18 protein-coding genes are annotated in these 19,104 nt (G+C 66.8%); 13 read left to right on the top strand and 5 right to left on the bottom strand.

Going from position 1 to position 19,104, the window contains the following annotated elements:
* The first annotated feature begins 15 nt into the window (after nt 1-15).
* Nucleotides 16-654 carry a phosphohydrolase gene (locus NX773_RS06240; RefSeq protein WP_258855458.1) on the top strand — a complete coding sequence of 213 codons (639 nt, stop codon included), beginning with the start codon at nt 16-18 and terminating at the stop codon, nt 652-654.
* A 257-nt stretch (nt 655-911) separates the two neighbouring features.
* Here NX773_RS06240 and NX773_RS06235 read toward each other — a convergent pair whose 3' ends face one another.
* Together NX773_RS06235 and NX773_RS06230 are read right to left on the bottom strand one after the other, a co-directional pair.
* The gene (locus NX773_RS06235; RefSeq protein WP_258855457.1) at nt 912-2,996 is read right to left on the bottom strand and encodes an ATP-dependent helicase; all 2,085 of its coding nucleotides are present in this window, start codon (nt 2,994-2,996) and stop codon (nt 912-914) included.
* A gap of 455 nt (nt 2,997-3,451) precedes the next feature.
* Entirely contained in the window at nt 3,452-3,670 is a 219-nt protein-coding gene (locus NX773_RS06230) for a hypothetical protein (protein ID WP_258855456.1), read from the bottom strand.
* 201 nt (nt 3,671-3,871) lie between these two features.
* Here NX773_RS06230 and NX773_RS06225 point away from each other — a divergent pair, with 201 nt between their 5' ends.
* The 6 genes from NX773_RS06225 to lon all read left to right on the top strand — a co-directional run bounded on the left by NX773_RS06225 (nt 3,872) and on the right by lon (nt 9,048).
* Nucleotides 3,872-4,048 carry a hypothetical protein gene (locus tag NX773_RS06225; protein WP_258855455.1) on the top strand — a complete coding sequence of 59 codons (177 nt, stop codon included), beginning with the start codon at nt 3,872-3,874 and terminating at the stop codon, nt 4,046-4,048.
* Between the two features lie 39 nt (nt 4,049-4,087).
* Nucleotides 4,088-4,687, top strand: coding sequence for a chromate transporter (locus NX773_RS06220; RefSeq protein ID WP_258855454.1), 600 nt, complete (start codon nt 4,088-4,090; stop codon nt 4,685-4,687).
* The gene (locus NX773_RS06215; RefSeq protein WP_258855453.1) at nt 4,684-5,271 is read left to right on the top strand and encodes a chromate transporter; all 588 of its coding nucleotides are present in this window, start codon (nt 4,684-4,686) and stop codon (nt 5,269-5,271) included. Before NX773_RS06220 ends, NX773_RS06215 begins: the two co-directional genes overlap by 4 nt.
* A 70-nt stretch (nt 5,272-5,341) precedes the next feature.
* Entirely contained in the window at nt 5,342-6,181 is an 840-nt protein-coding gene (gene fghA / locus NX773_RS06210) for an S-formylglutathione hydrolase (RefSeq protein ID WP_258855452.1), read from the top strand.
* Between the two features lie 60 nt (nt 6,182-6,241).
* Nucleotides 6,242-6,658 carry an Hsp20/alpha crystallin family protein gene (locus tag NX773_RS06205; RefSeq protein WP_258855451.1) on the top strand — a complete coding sequence of 139 codons (417 nt, stop codon included), beginning with the start codon at nt 6,242-6,244 and terminating at the stop codon, nt 6,656-6,658.
* Nucleotides 6,655-9,048 (top strand): endopeptidase La, encoded by a 2,394-nt coding sequence (lon, locus tag NX773_RS06200; RefSeq protein ID WP_258855450.1) that lies wholly within the window; start codon nt 6,655-6,657, stop codon nt 9,046-9,048. Before NX773_RS06205 ends, lon begins: the two co-directional genes overlap by 4 nt.
* 126 nt (nt 9,049-9,174) lie before the next feature.
* Here the strand turns inward: lon and NX773_RS06195 are convergent, their stop codons facing one another.
* Nucleotides 9,175-9,744 (bottom strand): HdeD family acid-resistance protein, encoded by a 570-nt coding sequence (locus NX773_RS06195; protein WP_258855449.1) that lies wholly within the window; start codon nt 9,742-9,744, stop codon nt 9,175-9,177.
* A 227-nt stretch (nt 9,745-9,971) separates the two neighbouring features.
* On the opposite strand from NX773_RS06195, the gene NX773_RS06190 reads away from it, so the two are divergent.
* The 4 genes from NX773_RS06190 to NX773_RS06175 all read left to right on the top strand — a co-directional run bounded on the left by NX773_RS06190 (nt 9,972) and on the right by NX773_RS06175 (nt 13,626).
* Nucleotides 9,972-10,445 carry an Hsp20/alpha crystallin family protein gene (locus tag NX773_RS06190; RefSeq protein WP_258855448.1) on the top strand — a complete coding sequence of 158 codons (474 nt, stop codon included), beginning with the start codon at nt 9,972-9,974 and terminating at the stop codon, nt 10,443-10,445.
* 116 nt (nt 10,446-10,561) lie between these two features.
* Complete coding sequence (locus NX773_RS06185; protein ID WP_258855447.1) at nt 10,562-11,293, top strand: phosphoribosyltransferase; 732 nt, start codon at nt 10,562-10,564, stop codon at nt 11,291-11,293.
* A complete protein-coding gene (locus NX773_RS06180) occupies nt 11,265-12,278 on the top strand; it encodes an SRPBCC family protein (RefSeq protein ID WP_258855446.1) in 1,014 nt (337 codons plus the stop codon). The genes NX773_RS06185 and NX773_RS06180 overlap by 29 nt, the downstream gene beginning before the upstream one ends.
* Before the next feature lie 7 nt (nt 12,279-12,285).
* Nucleotides 12,286-13,626 (top strand): erythromycin esterase family protein, encoded by a 1,341-nt coding sequence (locus NX773_RS06175; RefSeq protein WP_258855445.1) that lies wholly within the window; start codon nt 12,286-12,288, stop codon nt 13,624-13,626.
* A 97-nt stretch (nt 13,627-13,723) separates the two neighbouring features.
* Here NX773_RS06175 and NX773_RS06170 read toward each other — a convergent pair whose 3' ends face one another.
* Nucleotides 13,724-14,701, bottom strand: coding sequence for a sterol desaturase family protein (locus NX773_RS06170; protein ID WP_258855444.1), 978 nt, complete (start codon nt 14,699-14,701; stop codon nt 13,724-13,726).
* Nucleotides 14,702-14,807: 106 nt separating this feature from the next.
* On the bottom strand, nt 14,808-15,944 hold the full coding sequence (locus NX773_RS06165) for a trypsin-like serine peptidase (RefSeq protein WP_258855443.1): 1,137 nt from the start codon (nt 15,942-15,944) through the stop codon (nt 14,808-14,810).
* Nucleotides 15,945-16,234: 290 nt separating this feature from the next.
* On the opposite strand from NX773_RS06165, the gene NX773_RS06160 reads away from it, so the two are divergent.
* Nucleotides 16,235-16,714, top strand: a complete 480-nt coding sequence (locus tag NX773_RS06160; RefSeq protein ID WP_258855442.1) for a (2Fe-2S)-binding protein — start codon at nt 16,235-16,237, stop codon at nt 16,712-16,714.
* Entirely contained in the window at nt 16,711-18,945 is a 2,235-nt protein-coding gene (locus NX773_RS06155; RefSeq protein WP_258855441.1) for a xanthine dehydrogenase family protein molybdopterin-binding subunit, read from the top strand. Before NX773_RS06160 ends, NX773_RS06155 begins: the two co-directional genes overlap by 4 nt.
* The last annotated feature ends 159 nt before the right edge of the window (nt 18,946-19,104 follow it).

Genomic DNA, 19,104 nt, shown 5'->3' with positions numbered 1-19,104 from the left:
CTGCACCGCCCACTGATGCCCCTGCCGACCCGCGCCTGGGTGCGCATGCCCTCCGGCAAACGACTTGACCTGCTCGACCCCACGCCTTTCGACTGGGACGACGCCGACCTGGCGCTCGGCCTGGCCCGCACCTATCGCTGGGGCGGGCACTCCGCGTGGCCGCTGCCGTTGTCGGTGGCCCAGCACTCGATCACGGTCATGCTGCTGCGCCGCGCCGCCGGCGGCACGCTGTCGCCGGAAGCCGAGTTGCGCGAATTACTGCACGACGCCGAGGAAGGCTTGCTCGGCTTTGACGCGATCTCGGTAATCAAACCTTTCCTGGGCGATGGATTCCGCGCGCTCACACAGCGGCTCGAGCAGGCCGTCTTCCTGCGCTACGGCCTGCCCGCATGGACACCCGGCGAGTACCGTAAGCACAAGCAAGCCGACCGCGTTGCGGCGGCGAGCGAAGCCGTCCATGTTGCCGGCTGGTCGGAACAGGAAGTGCGGCGCACGCTGAAAATCCGCTCGACAGTGCTGGCCGCCGATCCGCTGCTCGCTTTGTATGGTGGCAAGGCATGGGAACCGTGGGCGCCGGCGCTGGCGGCAGAGCGCTTTCTGGCCGAGTTGCATCGGCTGCAGAATGATATCCAAGCGGCAACGGAAAATGTGTAAGCTACTGATTTTCCGCGATATTTCTCGATATCCACAAAAAATGTGGATAACTGTGTGGAAAAGGCCCACTTGACAGGCCGGAACCCCAGATTTCATGCGGGTTTCGACACTTTGCCCGTTCTGAAGGCAAAATTTCGACCCAATAGAATCAAGGACTTACGCAATCCGAGAGAAATAGTCCTAGCGAAATATGCGGTAGATTCCTACAAATTCCTACAGCGGGGGATAAGTCATCAACACGCGCGCCCTACCACCTGTTACTTCCATGCGTTGCGGGCGCGGTCGCGCACCAGCATGCGCACCGATTCGGGCATCGGCTTGCGCTGCTGCAGCGTGGCGGCGTCCAGCCACACGCATTCTTCGTAGTGCCTGAGCATCGCCGGGCTGATGAAGCGGGTGCGCTGCGCGTACACGTGGCGGTCGCCCATCTGTGACTGCTGCTTGATGAAGAATTTATTCGGCACCACCAGCTGCAGGTGCTCGCGGGCGCGCGTCATGGCCACGTAGAGCAGGCGCCGCTCTTCCTCGATCTCCTCCATGCTGCCGGTCGCCATGTCGGACGGGATGCAGCCGTCCACCACGTTCAGCACGTGCACCGATCTCCACTCCTGTCCTTTCGACGAGTGGATGGTGGACAGGATCAGGTAGTCCTCGTCCAGCAGCGGCGGCCCGGCGCGGTCGCTGGTCGCCTCGGGCGGGTCGAGCGTGATCTCGGCGAGGAAACTCTCGCGCGAGCCGTAGCCGCCGGCCAGCGCGGCGAGCTGCTCCACGTCGGCCGCGCGCACCGGCGCGTCGTCGTGCATGCGCTCCAAATGCGGCAGGTACCAGTTCTTCGCCAGCTCGATGTCGGCCGGCCAGCGCAGGCCAGGCGCACGCAGCGCGCGGTACAGAGCCACGAACTGCTGCCAGTCCTCGGCGCTCCTGGCAGGCGCGGCGAAGGCCTCGAGCGCCGCCAGCGGATCGGCCGCCTCGGACATCGCATCGAGCAGGCGCGCCGCGGTGGCCGGGCCGATACCGGGAATCATCTGCGCGACCCGGAAGCCCGCCATGCGCCCGCTCGGGTTCTGCGCGAAACGCAGCACCGCCAGCACGTCCTTGATGTGCGAGGCTTCCAGGAACTTGAGCCCGCCGAACTTCACGAACGGGATATTGCGCCGCATCAGCTCCAGTTCCAGCGCCGCGCTGTGGCTGGCGGCGCGAAACAGCACCGCCTGCTGGGTCAGCGCAATGCCGGCCTCGCGGTGCTCCAGCACGCGGTTGCAGACCCAGCGTGCCTGCTCCGCTTCGTCCGGGATGAGCACCAGCTGCGGCTTGGCCGACGACAGCTTGTCGGTCCACAGCGTTTTGGCGTGGCGCTCGACGGCCTGTTCGATGACGGCGTTGGACGCGTCCAGGATCGGCTGGGTCGAGCGGTAGTTGCGATCGAGCGTGACAAGCTCGGCCGGGCGCGAGAACTGCTGCGGGAAATCGAGGATGTTGCGCACGGTGGCGCCGCGGAACGAATAGATCGATTGCGCGTCGTCGCCCACCACCATCACGCCGCGCCCGTCCGGCTTCATGCCGGTGAGGATCGCGGCCTGCAGCCGGTTGGTGTCCTGGTATTCGTCCACCAGCACGTGGTCGAACAGCGCGCCGATCTCGGCGCCCAGCTCCGGATCGGACACCATCTCGGCCCAGAACAGCAGCAGGTCGTCGTAATCGAGCACGTTCTGTTCCTGCTTGGCGTCGACGTAGGCGCCGAACAGGGTCTTGAGCTGCGCCTCCCACTGCGCGCACCACGGGAAGGTTGATTTGAGCACGAGGTCGAGCGGCTCGCGGCTGTTGACGACGCGCGAATAGATCGACAGGCAAGTCCCCTTGAGCGGAAAGCGCTTCTGCCCCTGCGACAGGCCGATCTCGTGGCGCACCAGGCCCATCAGGTCTTCCGAGTCGCCGCGGTCATGGATGGTGAACGAGTCGGACAGTCCGATGCGGCCCGCGTACTCGCGCAGCAGGCGCGCGCCGATACTGTGGAAGGTGCCGGCCCAGGGGAGCGTGGGGCTCGCCGCCGACAGCCCGGTGCCCAGCACCCGCTGCAGCACGTGGCCGGCCCGTTGGGTCATTTCATTGGCGGCGCGGCGCGAAAAGGTCAGCAGCAGGATCCGCTGGGGATCCGTGCCCGCCCCGATCAGGCGCGCGACGCGGTGCGCCAGCGTATTGGTCTTGCCCGAGCCGGCGCCGGCGACCACCAGCAGCGGGCGCGGGTCTTGCGCGCCGATGTCGTGCTCGACGGCACAGCGTTGCTGCGGGTTGAGGGCGGCAAACGGATCGTCGGGGGCGCGGGCAACGGCGGCTTCTTGCATCGGCTGGCGTGGTGGGAACAGGTGGCATAACTGTACATTTGTCCAGTAGCCGAGCGCAAGCAGAATCGCAAGAAAATTTTCTTGTGATAACGCAAACTTCCGGTCGATCGTCCGTGCGCCAGCGCACGCAGTGCATCGCTCCAGCGCAGCTAAGTCGCGGTTTTAAAAGGTTTTTTTCGGATATCCACAAACGCTGTGGATAACGATGTGGAAAATCGCCCCCTTGACAGGCCAGAAGCGCGTAGTGGAGCGGGTTTCAACAAACTGCCCATCGGACGGGCAGATTTTGCGCCATTAAAAATCAAGGACTTGGCAACACCCGCGGCACCGCCTCGTAAAAATCTCCGTGAGTTAAAAAAACGAAATTTTTGTGCATAACCGGGCAATCCTGCGGCCCCAGCGCCAGCGAAATCGATGTCATTTTTTTATCGATATTCTTGCGCAAAAGGAAACATTCAGCCCCGCGCGCGCCGCCGCTGGGGCTCCAGCAAGACGCGACGGATGACTTCCGGCGCCACGCCGCGCGCTTTCAGGTACTCGACCGCCGAGACCGTGCAGCCGCTCTGCTGCATCAGGATGCCATGCTCGACGATCGCATGGCAGCGGTGGTCGCGCCGCACGTTGGGAACGGCAACTTGCGGGTCGCCGATGTTTTCGTACAAAGATTGATCCATCGCGACTCCTTCGAAAGTAGAGCGTGGTAGCGCGTTCGTAACGAGTATTCATCTGCACGGTTCAATGTCAATATCAGCTCACCATCGAAGCCAAAAATATCTGGCGCCGTTGCCACGCGATCATTCTGTCCAGCGGCGCGCCGCCACGTTGGCCAGATGCCTAGAATGCCCTCGTCCACCTGACCACAGCGAGGAGTTTCCATGGCAACCACTCCCGAGCCGTCCCCCAATCCCGGCGACGCCGCCCTGCCGGGCACCCCGGGCACCGGCGAAGACATCTGCTCGGCCTGCCACGGCACCGGCAAGCTGGCCGACGGGCGCCAATGCCCGATGTGCGGCGGTTCCGGCCGCATCGTCGAAGGCATCGGCGGCGGCTAGCGGTTGGACAGGACGGCTGGCGGACGCGATAATGCGTGGATGACCTTCTCCGCCGCACCGCGTCCCGAAACGCTCGACGCCGAAGCACCGCGTCCCCGCCCGCAATCGCTTGCCGACCTGTTCATCTCATTCACGCTGCTCGCCCTGCAGGGCTTCGGCGGCGTGCTGGCCGTCGTCCAGCGCGAGCTGGTCGAGCGCAAGCGCTGGCTGACGCAGGAAGAATTCATCGAGGACTGGGCGGTCGCGCAGATCATGCCCGGCCCGAACGTGGTCAACCTGTCGCTGATGATCGGCGCGCGCTACTTCGGCTTTGCCGGCGCCATGACCGCGCTGGCCGGCATGCTGGCGCTGCCGCTGGTGCTGGTGATCCTGCTGGCGCTGCTGCACGACCGCTTCGCCGGCAACCCGGCCGTGGTCGGCGCGCTGCGCGGCATGGCGGCCGTGTCCGCCGGCCTGATCGCGGCAGCGGGCCTGAAGATGCTGCCGGCGCTCAAGCGCAGCCCGATCCCGGGCGGCTGGGTCGCGGCCATCGTCGTCGTGGGCTTTGCGCTGGTGGCCCTGCTGCACTGGCCGTTGCCGGTGGTGCTGTTCGGCCTGGGCGGCCTGGGCTGCGTGATCGCATGGCGGAGGCTGGCATGACGAGCGCGCCGTTGCACATCGTGCTGGCCTGGCACGACTGGATCAACCTGTTTGCACACTACCTGATGCTGTCGCTGATGTCGGTCGGCGGCGCGATCTCGACCACCTCCGAGATGCACCGCTTCCTGGTCGAGCAGCACCACTGGCTGACGCAGGAACAGTTCAGCGACGCGATCGCGCTGGCGCAGGCCGCGCCGGGGCCGAACGTGCTGTTCGTCGCGCTGATGGGCTGGCACGTGGGCATGAACGCCGGCAGCCCGCTGCTGGCACTGGCCGGCGTGGCCACCACCATGCTCGGCATGATGATCCCCTCCACCCTGCTCACCTACGCGGCCGCGCAATGGGGCCACCGCAACCGCGAACTGCGCGCGGTCCGCGCGTTCAAGTTGGGCATGGCGCCGATCGTGATCGCCTTGCTGCTGTCCACCGCCTGGATCCTGGCCAGTGCCGGCGGCACCGGCAGCGCCAACTGGCGCCTGGGGCTGCTGTCGGCCGCCAGCATGCTCGTGATCTGGCGCACGCACCTGCACATCCTGTGGGTGCTGGGCGCGGGCGCCCTGCTCGGCGCGCTGCACCTGGTCTGATTGCGTGCGCTGTTGGCATGCCGCGTCCGCCAAGGGCATACTTGCGGCATCGACCATTGACGACATTACCATGCCAGAACTCATCAGCGAACACGCCTGCTTCGGCGGCCTGCAACGTTTCTACCGCCACGATTCGGCCGCCATCGGCTTGCCGATGCGCTTCTCGGTGTACCTTCCGCCCCAGGCAGAAGGCAAGAGGCTGCCGGTCCTGTTCTACCTGGCCGGACTCACCTGCACCGAAGAGACCTTCATGACCAAGGCCGGCGCCCAGCGCGTGGCGGCGCAGGAAGGCATCATCCTGGTGGCGCCCGACACCAGCCCGCGCGGCGCCAACCTGCCCGGCGAAACGGACAGCTGGGACTTCGGCGTCGGGGCCGGCTTTTACGTCGATGCGACCGAGGAGCCGTGGGCGCGCCACTACCGCATGTACAGCTACATACTGGAGTTGCGCGACCTGGTGATGAACACGCTGCCGGCCGACCCGAGCCGCTGCGGCATCTTTGGCCACTCGATGGGCGGGCATGGCGCGCTGGTGCTGGCGCTGCGCAATCCCGACCTGTTCCGCTCGGTGTCGGCATTTGCGCCGATCGCCGCGCCCGGCCGCTGCCCGTGGGGCGAAAAGGCATTTGGCGGCTACCTTGGCACGGAGCGCGAAGCCTGGCGTGCCTACGACGCCACCGAGCTGATGCTGGTGATGAAGACGCCCTTTCCCAACGGCATCCTCATCGACCAGGGCCTGCACGACAAATTCCTGGCCGAGCAGCTGAACGTGGACGACTTCGCGCTCGCCTGCGAGCAGGCCGACCAGCCGCTCGAGCTGCGCTTTCACCCCGGCTACGACCACGGCTACTACTTCATCCAGACCTTCATCGAGCACCATCTGCGCTTTCACCGCCGCCAGCTCGAATAGTCCAGAACGAACCGGCTCCGCTCCGGTCAAACCCGCTTTCCGAACCGCGTGGAGAGCGTCATGCAAGTACGCGATCCGACCGTCTGGATGTGGGGCGAGGCGCTCGAAATGATCGAGCGCGCAGACCGCTTGCACCGGCGCTTCTTCCAGCTCGGCGCGGCCGGCCAGTCGCGCCCGACCTGGGAGCCGCCGGTGGACGTGTTCGAAACCGCGCGCCAGTTCATCATCGTGGTCGCGCTGCCGGGCGTGGCCGCCGAGCAGCTGCAGATCGACATCGACGGCCACGCCATCCTCGTGCGCGGCCAGCGCCGCCAGCCGCCCGCGGCTGCAGCCGGCCTGATCCACAGGCTCGAATTGCCCTACGGCCACTTCGAGCGCCGCATCGAGCTGCCCGGGCGAATGTTGCGGCTGGGCGCGCGCGTGCTGGCCGACGGTTGCCTGACCCTCACGCTGGACAAGCTGGAAGGCGCGCCATGAACGACAACCCGACCGACGCCGCACAGGCCGCGCCGCGCTTCGACCTGCCGCCGGACGCGCTGCTCATCGTCCCGGTGCGCAACCTGGTGCTGTTTCCCGGCATGGTGTCGCCGATCAGCATCGGGCGGCCGGCCTCGATCGCCGCCGCGCAGGAAGCCGCGCGCAGCGAACGGCCGATCGGCGTGGTGCTGCAAAAGGACCCCGCCGCCGAAACGCCGCGACCGGACCAGCTGCACCGGATCGGCACCGTGGCCGCCATCGTGCGTTACGTCACCACGCAGGAAGGCACCCACCACATCGTCTGCCAGGGCCAGCAGCGCTTTGGCGCGCTCGAGTACCTGCAAGGCTACCCGTTCAACGTGGCGCGCGCCAACCTGCTGCCCGAGCAGGACGACCGGCGCCCCGAGATCGAGGCCCTGTTCATCCAGCTGCGCCAGCGCTCCAACGACATCCTCGGCCTGCTGCCGCAGGTGCCGGCCGAGCTCACGCGCGCACTGCAGGCCTTGACGTCGGCGGCGGCCTACGCCGACTTCGTGGCCGGGCTGATGGACATCAGCGCCGAGGAAAAGCAGGACCTGCTCGAAACGCTGGACCTGAAGCGGCGGCTGGAAAAGGTGCTGGAGCACCTGGCGCACCGCATCGAAGTGCTGCGCCTGTCGCGCCAGATCAACGAACAGACGCGCCAGCGCATGGACGAGCGGCAACGCGAATTCATGCTGCGCGAGCAGCTCAAGACCATCCAGAGCGAACTGGGCGAGGACGAAAGCGGCGACACCGAGCTGGCCGACCTGCGCCAGGCCATCGCCCATGCGCACATGCCGGAAGACACCCAGGCTCACGCGCTCAAGGAAATGCGCCGGCTCGAAAAGACCTCCGAGGCCTCGGTCGAGTATTCGATGCTGCGCACCTACCTGGAGTGGCTGACCGAACTGCCATGGGCCGAGCCGCCGGCCGAGATCATCGACCTGGCGCAGGCGCGCGCAATTCTCGACCAGGACCATTTCGGGCTGGAGCGCATCAAGCGGCGCATCCTCGAATACCTGGCGGTGCGCAAGCTCAACCCGCACGGCAAGAGCCCGATCCTGTGCTTTGTCGGGCCACCCGGCGTGGGCAAGACCTCGCTCGGCCAGAGCATCGCGCGCGCCACCGGGCGCAAGTTCGCGCGCGTGTCGCTCGGCGGCGTGCACGACGAGGCCGAGATCCGCGGCCATCGCCGCACCTACGTGGGCGCCCTGCCCGGCAACATCATCCAGGGCATCCGCAAGGCCGGCACGCGCAATTGCGTGATGATGCTCGACGAAGTGGACAAGATGGGCGCCAGCCTGCATGGCGACCCCAACGCGGCGCTGCTCGAAGTGCTCGACCCCGAGCAGAACTCGACCTTTCGCGACAACTACCTGGCGGTGCCGTTCGACCTGTCGCAGGTGCTGTTCATCTGCACCGCCAACATGCTCGACACCATGCCAGGGCCGCTGCGCGACCGGCTCGAGATCATCTCGCTGCCCGGCTACACCAGCCAGGAAAAGGAGCAGATCGCGCGCCGCTACCTGGTGCCGCGCCAGCTGCAGGCCAACGGGCTCACGGCCGATCAGGTGGACATCACCGACGCGGCGCTGCGCGCCCTGATCGACGATTACACACGCGAAGCAGGCGTGCGCGGCCTTGAACGCGAGATCGGCGCGGTGTTCCGCCACGCCGCGGTACGCATTGCCGAGGGCTCGGCCGAGCGGATCGCGATCGACGCCCCCGACCTGCCCGCGATCCTCGGGCCCCGCAAGTACGAAAGCGAAGTGGCGATGCGCACCAGCCTGCCGGGCGTGGCCACCGGCCTGGCGTGGACGCCGGTGGGCGGCGACATCCTGTTCGTCGAAGCGAGCCGGGTAGCGGGCAACGGGCGGCTGATCCTGACCGGGCAACTGGGCGAAGTGATGAAGGAAAGCGCGCAGGCCGCGCTCACGCTGGTGAAGGCGCATGGCGGCACGTTCGGGCTCGGCCCGGACGTGTTCCGGCGCTGCGACGTGCACGTGCACGTGCCGGCCGGCGCGATCCCGAAGGACGGGCCGAGCGCGGGCGTGGCCATGTTCATCGCGCTGGCCTCGCTGGCCATGGGCACGCCGGTGCGCAGCGACGTGGCGATGACCGGCGAAATCAGCTTGCGCGGGCTGGTGCTGCCGGTGGGCGGCATCAAGGAAAAGGTGCTGGCCGCGCTGCGCGCCGGCATCACGACCGTGATGCTGCCTGCACGCAACCAGAAGGAGCTCGACGAGATTCCCGACGAAGCGCGGCGCCAGCTCCAGTTCGTTTGGCTGAACAATGTGGACGACGCCGTGCAGGTGGCGATTGGCGCGCCGGCGCCGCGGACCGGTGCTGAAACCGCCCATGCGGCGTGATCGCAGGGTGGGCGGGTCTCCCGCCCACGCGTTCGACTCGCGGCGACGTCACCACAAGTGGTGCATTTCAATACGCATCGACTGCTCGAACCCGTGGGCGGGAAACCTCGCACCGTGCAAAAAGGATCACGCTGGTGCCGCCAGTTCGGTTCCGGCCGCCATGTCGCGCAACGCCCACGCTCGCACGCGCATGCCGAGCACGAACAGCGCCAGGCCGCTGCTGAGCGCATAGATTCCCACCAGCGGCCCCAGCGCGCCCGCGCCGGCATCCGGCGCCGCCGCCACCGCAATGCCGAACACGATGGAGGTCAGCGCCGACAGCGCAAACAGGCGCTCGCCACGGATGAACTTGCGCAGCCGCAGCGCCGCCACCATGTCGAGCAGGCCCGTGGCCAGCGCATGCGCGCCGATCAGGACCATGAGCACCAGCTCGGTGCGCACCGGCCGCGCCAGCGCCAGCGTGCCAATGCCGATGCCCAGCGCCCCCAGCATGAACGGCATGCGCCAGCGCGCGTCGGCACGGCGGTTGTGCAAGGCCCCGGCCGCCCACACCGCGCCCGCCAGCAGCGCGTAAGCGGCAAACAGCGCCACCAGCCACATCAGCGCGATGTCGAGCAACACCAGCAGGCCGAACGCCACCGTGACCAGCCCGCGCAGGGCCGGCATCCACCACGATCTCAGCAATGTCTCGTTCACGTTCATTCCTCCTTTTGCTGCTTCTGACCGTTAGGACAAATCGGGATTCACGGCGCACGCAAGCCTACTGTTCCGTATCAAAGACAGTACTGCAAATCGACCGGAAGGGAGCTGCATGACGCCACCGTCACGACCCTTGAAAGACATTTTTCACTGCCCTATAAATGACAATGGCGGCATTGGCCGCGACGTGTTCAATGTCATTCAACAACAGATTGGAGGCTGTCATGAATCTCATCAGGAGAAACGCATCCCCGCTGTCGGCCTGGCGCCCGGGATCGGTTGAAGACCAGTTCGGCCGGATCGTGCAGAACATGTTCCAGGAAATGCTGTCGCCGTTCGGCGGCGCCGGTGGCGGCTGGAGCGCGGAAGACACGATCAGCCCGCGCATCAACGTGCGCGAGAACGACAAGGGCTACGACATCGAAGCCGAAATGCCCGGGGTGAAGAAGGAAGACATCAAGGTCTCGATCGAGCACGACCGGGTGACGATCGAGGGCGAATGCCGCACGGCAAACGAACAGCGTGAGGGCGAAAACGTGGTGTATTCTGAGCGCTCGGCACGCAAGTTCCTGCGCAGCTTCATGCTGCCGACGGAGGTGGACGACGCCACCGCGCAAGCCCGGCTGGAAGACGGCATCCTGCACCTGACCCTGCCCAAAAAACAGGGCGCAGAGGCACGCCGGCTGACCATCCAGTAACGCTAGAACGCCCGCCTGCGCGCGGGCGCATCGACGCGCAACGCGCCCGCCGTGTGCCGCAACCAGCGCCGCGGGCGACGGTCCAACAGGCACCCATTCGTGCCGGGAGCCTGACCATGTCTGACGAAGTCCGCTTCAAGAACCGTGCCCAGGCCGGGCAACTGCTGGCCCAGCGGCTGGGCATGTATGCGCACCGGCCCGATGTGGTTGTGCTGGCCCTGCCGCGCGGCGGCGTGCCGGTTGCGTTTGCCGTGGCGCTGGCGCTGGGCGTCGAACTCGACCTGCTCATCGTGCGCAAGCTCGGCATGCCGGGACAGGAAGAATATGCGATGGGCGCGATCGGCAGCGGCGGCGTGCGCTACCTGCAGCCCGGCTTTCCGGGGCAGATGGGCGTGACTGCGGCGCAGATCGACGCCGTCACCGCGCGCGAGGCGGCCGAGATCGTGCGGCGCGAGCGCAAGTACCGCGGCAACCGCCCGCCGGTGGCGCTGCGCGGGCGCACCGTGGTGCTGGTGGACGACGGCATCGCCACCGGCTCGACCATGATGGCCGCGGTCGAGGTGGCGCGCCAGCACGGCGCCGGCAAGGTGGTGGTGGCGGTGCCGGTGGCGCCGCCCGACACGGCCGCCGACATGGCGCAGCGGGTGGACCAGTTCGTCTGCCTGTCCACGCCCCTGTTCTTTCGCGCCGTGAGCCAGTGGTACAGGGAATTTGACCAGACCAGCGACGAGGAAGTGCAGGACCTGCTGGCGATGGCCTGGCGCGACCAGGCCAGCCGCCACGCCAACACCATGACGAAACCTGACGAAAGGAATCAACATGAAGCAAATGACCGACGTGGGACTTGACCTTGGTAAATGGCTGGGCGGCGCCGCCGCTGGCGCTCTCCTGATGTACATGCTCGACCCCGACCGCGGCGACGCCCGCCGCAGCCAGGCCACCGACGCCGTGCGCGGCATGGGCCGCCAGGGCGGGCAAATGCTGGGCAATGCCTGGGACAAGGTGAGCCACCTGGCACGGCCGGACGGCGCCGGCTCGCTCGGCGAATCGGCACAGCGGCTGGGCCGCCAGGCCAGCAGCGCCCTGTCCGACACCATGGCGCGCGCCACGCACAGCGCCAGCGACATGGCCAGCCGCGTGCAGCAGTCGATGCAGGGCAGCCGCGGCGACTGGACGCCGGCACTGCGCAATTCAGCGATGGTGGGCGGCGGCCTGCTGGGCCTGTACGGGCTGATGCGCCGCTCGCCTGTTGGCATCGCAATCGGCCTGGCCGGCATCGCCATGCTGGCGCGCGGCATGGGCGGCCAGCCGCTGCGCAGCCTGGTGGGCGGCCGCGCGCTGAGCCGCACCGTCGACCTGGAAAAGACGCTCCACATCGACGCCTCGCCCGAGGAGGTGTACGACCTGTGGGCGGACTACGAAAACTTCCCACGCTTCATGTCGCACGTGGTCGATGTGCGCGACCTCGGCCGCGGGCGCTCGCACTGGGTGGTGCGCGGTCCGGCCGGCAGCGAATTTGAATGGGACGCCAAGCTCACCGAGCATTCGCGCCCGCACCGCCTGGCCTGGCGCACGGAGCGTGGCGCCGAGATCCCGCAGTCCGGCTCGGTGCAGTTCGAGCCCAGCCGCGGCGGCACGCGCGTCACGGTGCGCATGTCGTACACCCCGCCGGCCGGCGAGATCGGCCACCGCATCGCGTCCCTGATCGGCTCCGACCCCAAGCGCCAGATGGACGACGACCTTGCCCGCATGAAGGCCCTGATCGAGCGCGGCGGCGCAATGCAGCGGGAGACGGCGCGTTCGGGCGGCTTCATGAGCCGTTTCCTGCACTAGGCACATCATGACGACCGCCACCGCAAGCCTCACGGCCGCCATCGCGGCGGCCGCCCAACCGCTGACGGGCGCGCGCGCCGATTACGACGCCCTGCTCGACCTGGTGGGCGACGCCCACTACGTGCTGCTGGGTGAAGCCACCCACGGCACGCATGAGTTCTACGAAGAACGCGCGCGCATCACCCAGCGGCTGATCCGGGACAAGGGTTTCAACGCGGTCGCGGTCGAGGCCGACTGGCCGGACGCCTACCGTGCCAACTGCTACGTGCGCGGCGACGAGAAGGACGCCGACGCCGTGCAGGCGCTGGGCGGGTTCCAGCGCTTTCCGAGCTGGATGTGGCGCAACACCGACGTGGCCGATTTCGTCGAGTGGCTGCGCGGCCACAACGCGCTCTTCGATACGGCGCAGCGCGTCGGCTTCTACGGGCTGGACCTGTACAGCATGTTCACCTCGATCCAGGAAGTGCTGCGCTACCTCGAAAAAGTCGATCCCAACGCCGCGGGCCTGGCGCGTCAGCGCTATGCCTGCTTCGATCACTACTACGAGGACAGCCAGCACTACGGCTACGCCACCGGCATCGGCATGTCGGAATCGTGCGAACAGGGCGTAATTGCGCAGCTGCAGGAACTCCAGCAGCGCGCATTCGACTATGTGCAGGCCGACGGCGGCCATGCCGAGGACGCGTTCTTCTACGCGCAGCAGAACGCCCGGCTGGTCAAGAACGCCGAGGAATATTACCGCACCATGTTCCGCGGCCGCGTCTCGTCATGGAACCTGCGCGACAAGCACATGGCCGAGACGCTCGACGCGCTGTCGCGCCACCTGTCGCGCGGCGGCCAGCAGGCCAAAATTGTGGTGTGGGAGCACAACTCGCACATTGGCGACGCGCGCGCCACCGAAATGGGCGACGCGGGCGAATGGAACGTGGGCGAGCTGGTACGCGGGGCCTACGGCGACGACGCCCGGCTGATCGGCTTTTCCACCTACGACGGCTGGGTGACCGCCGCGTCCGAATGGGACGGCCCGGCCGAGCGCAAGCGCGTGCGCCCGGGCATGCCGGACAGTTACGAGGAAGTGCTGCACCGGGTTGGCATGCCGCGCTTTTTCCTGGCGCTGAATACGTCCGGACGGGCGCGCGACGCGTTGATGAAAAGCCGGCTGGAGCGCGCGATCGGCGTCATTTACCTGCCGCGCACCGAACGCCAGAGCCACTACTTTTCGGCCGAGATGCCGCGCCAGTTCGATGCGGTGATCCACATCGACACCACCACGGCCGTGCAGCCGCTCGATCCCACCAGTGGATGGCATACCGGCGAGCCGCCGGAGACGTATCCGGAAGGCGTTTGAACATCGCACCTGCCGGTTGAACGCGTGGGCAGGAGACCTGCCCACCCTACCAGGTTATCGCGTAGGGTGGGCAGGTTCTCCTGCCCACGCGTTCAACTCAGGCCTGCCTGGCCACGACAATCTCATCTGGATCGGCGGCCGGCATCTCCTTGCGCTCCACCGTCCACGTATGCACCGGCTCATGCCCCGGCCGCTTCCAGTCCGGCGGCATCCACAAATGCTTCAGCCGCTGCCACAACGGCCCGGGCGCCAGCACATCGCGCAGCATGTCCACGAACTCGTGAAAGTTCAGCACGAAGAAGTTATACGAGCGTATCTGGCGCGGAATCCCGTATTCGACCTTCTCCACCTCCGGCTCGTAGGTGCCGAAGATGCGGTCGAAAATGATCAGCACCCCGCCGTAGTTCTTGTCGATGTACTGCGGATTGCGCCCGTGATGCACGCGGTGGTTCGACGGCGTGTCGAACACGAACTCGAACCACGCCGGCAGCTTGCCGATGGACTCGGTATGCACGAAGTACTGGTAACTCAGGTCGATCGCCAGCATGAACATCACCACCGCCGGCGGCACGCCCAGCAGCACCGGCGGGACGTAGAACACGAAGATCCCGACCAGCGCATTGAGCACGCTCTGGCGCATGGCGGTGGTGAAGTTCATGGTCTCGCCGCTGTGGTGCGGCACGTGCGCCGCCCACCACCAGCGCACCCGGTGCGAACAGCGGTGGAACCAGTAATAGCAGAATTCGACGAAGACGAAGATCGGCACCACCGTCCAGGCGTTGACCGGCATGTCGAACAGCCGGTACTGGTAAAACCATGCGAAGGTGGCGCCGCCTGCCACGATCCAGGCCAGCGCCTCCATCACCTGGTAGCCGGCGCCAAGCGCGATGTTTGCCCCGATTTCCTTCCAGTGGAACTGCCCCAGCCGGCCCAGGCGCCGTGCCCGCGCCAGCTCGATCAGGAAAGCGGCAATGAAGATGGGCGTCATCGCCGTCAACAGTGCCTGCTTCCAGTCGGGGTTCGGCCCGAGCAGGTTGCCGATCCAGTTGACAGCCGTGTTGATGAAGTCGCCCATCCGTCTCTCCGCCAGGAAATGATGCTTCGTAATAGTACGGCACTGATGCCATTTTTACAAAGCAGAGAGGCGGAGGTCCCGGCTCGCGCCGGGACACGTACTGGACTTATAGGCAGTTGCCGGGAACGCGGGAGCACAGGGTGGTGAAGATGCTCACCCAGCGATTGTCCGGGATCGAGGCGCCCTGCACTTTCGGGTCGGACGGGACGTAGATGTACGAGGTCACGCCCACCACCCGGTTGGAGCCCGTGTTCGAGCCGGTGCCGCCACCCGTCTGCAGGAGCTGGAAGTTCTGCACCCACGGCCCGCCGGAAGAGCCGCCCAGCGCATCCGACCCGTACTCGACGTTGTTGGGCGCGGTGTTGCGGAAGGCGCCGCTGGTGACATCCTGCATCTTCTGGCAGCTGTCCAGGTTGCAGGGGTAGCCGAGCTTGGACGTGTGGTTGGCCGACAGGCTGAGCGTTTGCCAGCCGAGCCAGCCGGTCACGTCGCCCAGGGCGAAGGTGCGCCCGTTCACGCTCTGGTCGCCGAACTCGATCATGGCGTAGTCGGCCGCATTGGGCACGGTGCCCCCGCCAGTGGCCCAGGTGCCGGTCACGATGGCGGCGCGCCAGTTCCAGACCAGGAGCGGCGCGGTGCCGTCACGGAAGGCCGGGACGAACACCCAGTTGCTGTGGAAGCCCTGCGAGGTGCCGCTGTGCACGCAGTGGCCGGCGGTGGCGACGATGCGGTGCTGGATGACGGACGCCGAGCAGACGAAGGGCTCGTTGTTGATCGAGAAGAACAGCTTGCCGACCGTGATGTACGGATAGGCCCGGTCAGCCGAAAACGGTGCGGCCGTGCCGGTGAACATGGGAAACACCCGCGTGCTGGTGTAGTGCGCGCCAAAGGTGCCGACGGCGCCCGGCGTCGTCACCTCGCCATTGCTGCGGCCCGGCGCAGTATCGGGCTTGTACAGGCGCTGGGGCGACGCGCGCAGGTTCTCGGCGGGGGCTCGGCCATCGCTGGCTTCGACCTTGCCTGACGGCGCCCCCGTGGGCTCCTCGCGCAGCGTTGCGCCCGGCGCGGCGTGCGGCATCGGCAACGGCTTGGCGGCCTTGAACCGCTCCGGCGTCCAGTAGGCCGCCGCCGCCTTCGCGTCGTTGTTGGTGATGCTGACCATGTTGTCCTGCGCCTGGGCAAGCGGCGCGCCGGCCATCAACAGGACGAGCGCTGGTACGGAAGCGAGCGCATGCGATTTCATTTGGGCCTCCCGATTGTGCGTAAGTTGTGTACCGGCGGTTAAAAACGCGGGCCGGAACGCGTGGTAGCGTTGGCTACCTGCTCAAGGGTAGAAGCATGTGCGTCTCTAGTTCAGCAAAGTTGACCATGGATTGATCGGCATCAACGCTCAAGCCCGGTTCCTCGCCTGGCTCAATGAGGCGCGGCAATACAAAGACTGTCGGGCAATATTTCTCGATCCCCTGCGTGCATCTAGCCACCCAGCCACGATTTCGTTAGCATGTGCGCAGTTATCTTCGGGCAAGGTCAATCATGAGTAAATACAATCTGAACATCAACGGCAAGCCGCGCGCCGTTGAAGTGGAACCGGACACCCCGCTGTTGTGGGCCTTGCGCGATGCACTGGGCCTGGTCGGCACAAAGTATGGCTGCGGCGTTGGACAATGCGGCGCCTGCACCGTGCATCTGGACGGTGTGCCTGCCCGCTCGTGCCTGACGCCGGTGTCCAGCGTGGGCAACAAGAAGATCACGACCATCGAGGGCCTTGACCCGCATGCGATGCACCCGCTGCAGCAAGCGTGGCAGGAACTGGACGTGCCGCAGTGCGGCTACTGCCAGGCCGGCCAGATCATGACCGCCAGCGCCCTGCTCAAGCAACATCCGCAGCCGACCGACGCCCAGATCGACAGCGCGATGGACGGCAACCTGTGCCGCTGCGCGACCTACACCCGCATCCGCGCCGGCATCCACCGCGCCGCCGAGATTGCCGCCAACGGAAAGGGCAAGAAATGACGACCACGCTTCCTCCCTCCCCGTCGCGCCGCAACTTCCTGCGCCAGGGCGCGCTGGGCGGCAGCGCACTGGTGATTGGCATGTATGCCGATGGCGTGCTGGCCGCTGTCAGCGCCAGGCCTGAAGAATTCGCGCCGAACGCCTTCATCCGCATCGACAGCACCGGCAAGGTGACGCTGGTATCCAAGCAGCCGGAAATCGGCCAGGGCATCAAGACCTCGCTGCCGATGGTGCTGGCCGAAGAGCTGGAAGTGCCCTGGCGCGACGTGCACATCGTCCAGGGCGACCTGAACCCGGCCTACGGCAGCCAGGGTGCGGGCGGCTCGACCTCCACGCCGACCAACTACGAGCCCTTCCACAAGCTGGGCGCCACCGCGCGCACGATCCTGGTGCAGGCGGCGGCGCAGACGTGGAATGTTTCGCCCGCCGACTGCCACGCCGACAATGGCGCCGTGGTGCATGCTGCCAGCGGCCGGCGCCTGCCCTACGGCAAGCTGGTCGCCACCGCTGCCAGGCTGCCGGTGCCGGACGCGGCGCAGGTCAAGGTCAAGAACCCGGCCGACTACAAGCTGCTCGGCACGCGCATCGGCGGCGTGGACAACCTGGCCGTCGTCACCGGCAAGCCGCTGTTCGGCATCGACGTGCAACTGCCCGGCATGCTGTACGCGGTGTACGCGAAGTGCCCGGTGTTTGGCGGCAAGCCGAAGAGCTTCAACGAGGCCGAGATCAAGGCGCTGCCGGGCGTGAAGGACGCGTTCATCGTCGAGGGCACCAGCAACCTGAACGGCCTGGTGCCGGGCGTGGCGATCGTCGCGACCTCGACCTGGGCGGCGTTCCGCGCGCGCAAGCAGCTCAAGGTGGAGTGGGACGAAGGCGCGGGCGCCGCGCACAGCTGGGCTGGCTTCTCGGCCGCAGCGCAGGCGGCAGCCAGGCAGCCGGGCACGACCACGCTGCGCCAGGATGGCGACGCGAACAAGGCGATTGCCGGCGCGGCCAAGCAGGTGGAGGCGGCCTACCGCTACCCGTTCATCTCGCACGCCAGCATGGAGCCGCAGAACTGCACCGCCTGGTTCAAGCCGGCCAGCGGCACGGTGGAACTGTGGGCGCCCACGCAGAACCCGGGCGCCGGCCAGGCACTGGTTGCCAGCACCTTCGGCATCCCCAAGGACAACATCACGCTGCACATCACCCGCAGTGGCGGCGGTTTCGGCCGTCGCCTGAGTTCGGACTTCATCGTCGAAGCCGTGGCGGTTGCGCAAAAGGTTGCCGCGCCGGTCAAACTGACCTGGACGCGCGAGGACGACCTGCAGCATGACCATTTCCGCGCCGGCGGCTTCCACTTCCTGCGCGGCGGCATCGACGGGCAAGGCAAGCTGGTGGGATGGCACAACCTTTTCGTCACCTTTGCCAACCGGGTCGAGCGCGAAGGCAAGAGCGTGCTGCAGCCGGGCAGCGGCGGCAGCCTGTCGGGCGACGAGTTCCCGGGCCGCTGGGTGACCAACTGCCTGCTGGAACAGACCGCACTCGAATGCAGCATCCCGATGGGACCGTGGCGCGCGCCGGGCAGCAACGTGTTCGCGTGGGTATTTCATAGCTTTATCGACGAACTGGCCCACGCGGCGGGACGCGATCCGCTCGAGTTCCGCCTTGAACTGCTGGGCGACAAGGACATGGTGCCGGGCACCGGCGAGCGCGGCGTGCCCTACAACGTCGCGCGCATGAAGCACGTGCTGCAAGAGGTGGCCGAGAAATCGGGCTGGGGCAAGCGCAAGTTCCCGCGCGGCCAGGGCCAGGGCATCGCCTTCCACTTCAGCCATCGCGGCTATATTGCCGAGGTGGCCGAGGTCACGGTCTCGCGCGATGGCAAGCTCAAGGTGGACCGCGTGGTCGTGGTGACCGACATCGGCGCCCAGATCGTCAACCTGTCCGGCGCCGAGAACCAGGTGCAGGGCTCGGTGATCGACGGGCTGTCCACGCTGATGTACCCGGAGCTGAATATCGAGAACGGGCGCGTGGTGCAGAGCAATTTCCACGAGTACAAACTGCTGCGCATGGCGGAGACGCCGCCGCAGATCGACGTGCATTTCCTCAAGACCGACTATCCGGTCACCGGCCTGGGCGAGCCGGCCTTGCCGCCGCTGGCGCCGGCCGTGTGCAATGCGATTTTCGCGGCGACGGGCAAGCGGGTGCGCGAGCTGCCGTTGAGTAAGGTCGATTTGAGCTGGAGCTGACGGGAAGGCTTCGGCTAGCGGCGTGTCCAAAACCCTCGTTCCGGCGAAGGCCGGAACCCATGCTGAGCGTCTTGTCACGCGGCCCTTTATTCCCGCCGAACCGTTGTTGCGAACGGGTTATGGGTCCCGGCCTTCGCCGGGACGACGGTTATGGGGGAG

It is taken from the genome of Massilia solisilvae, assembly GCF_024753215.1.
In the GTDB taxonomy this organism is placed as follows: domain Bacteria; phylum Pseudomonadota; class Gammaproteobacteria; order Burkholderiales; family Burkholderiaceae_D; genus Telluria; species Telluria solisilvae.
Note: the sequence above shows the minus strand (reverse complement) of the source record. Positions and strands in the feature narration are given on the sequence as shown.

Excerpts from the sequence above, each read along its gene's own strand:
- NX773_RS06230 (WP_258855456.1), bottom strand. The coding sequence starts at position 3,670 with ATGGATCAATCTTTGTACGAAAACATCGGCGACCCGCAAGTTGCCGTT.
- NX773_RS06205 (WP_258855451.1), top strand. The coding sequence starts at position 6,242 with ATGCAAGTACGCGATCCGACCGTCTGGATGTGGGGCGAGGCGCTCGAA.
- NX773_RS06215 (WP_258855453.1), top strand. The coding sequence starts at position 4,684 with ATGACGAGCGCGCCGTTGCACATCGTGCTGGCCTGGCACGACTGGATC.
- lon (WP_258855450.1), top strand. The coding sequence starts at position 6,655 with ATGAACGACAACCCGACCGACGCCGCACAGGCCGCGCCGCGCTTCGAC.
- NX773_RS06170 (WP_258855444.1), bottom strand. The coding sequence starts at position 14,701 with ATGGGCGACTTCATCAACACGGCTGTCAACTGGATCGGCAACCTGCTC.
- NX773_RS06185 (WP_258855447.1), top strand. The coding sequence starts at position 10,562 with ATGTCTGACGAAGTCCGCTTCAAGAACCGTGCCCAGGCCGGGCAACTG.
- NX773_RS06220 (WP_258855454.1), top strand. The coding sequence starts at position 4,088 with ATGACCTTCTCCGCCGCACCGCGTCCCGAAACGCTCGACGCCGAAGCA.
- NX773_RS06225 (WP_258855455.1), top strand. The coding sequence starts at position 3,872 with ATGGCAACCACTCCCGAGCCGTCCCCCAATCCCGGCGACGCCGCCCTG.
- fghA (WP_258855452.1), top strand. The coding sequence starts at position 5,342 with ATGCCAGAACTCATCAGCGAACACGCCTGCTTCGGCGGCCTGCAACGT.
- NX773_RS06235 (WP_258855457.1), bottom strand. The coding sequence starts at position 2,996 with ATGCAAGAAGCCGCCGTTGCCCGCGCCCCCGACGATCCGTTTGCCGCC.
- NX773_RS06175 (WP_258855445.1), top strand. The coding sequence starts at position 12,286 with ATGACGACCGCCACCGCAAGCCTCACGGCCGCCATCGCGGCGGCCGCC.
- NX773_RS06160 (WP_258855442.1), top strand. The coding sequence starts at position 16,235 with ATGAGTAAATACAATCTGAACATCAACGGCAAGCCGCGCGCCGTTGAA.
- NX773_RS06190 (WP_258855448.1), top strand. The coding sequence starts at position 9,972 with ATGAATCTCATCAGGAGAAACGCATCCCCGCTGTCGGCCTGGCGCCCG.
- NX773_RS06165 (WP_258855443.1), bottom strand. The coding sequence starts at position 15,944 with ATGAAATCGCATGCGCTCGCTTCCGTACCAGCGCTCGTCCTGTTGATG.
- NX773_RS06240 (WP_258855458.1), top strand. The coding sequence starts at position 16 with ATGCCCCTGCCGACCCGCGCCTGGGTGCGCATGCCCTCCGGCAAACGA.
- NX773_RS06155 (WP_258855441.1), top strand. The coding sequence starts at position 16,711 with ATGACGACCACGCTTCCTCCCTCCCCGTCGCGCCGCAACTTCCTGCGC.
- NX773_RS06180 (WP_258855446.1), top strand. The coding sequence starts at position 11,265 with ATGAAGCAAATGACCGACGTGGGACTTGACCTTGGTAAATGGCTGGGC.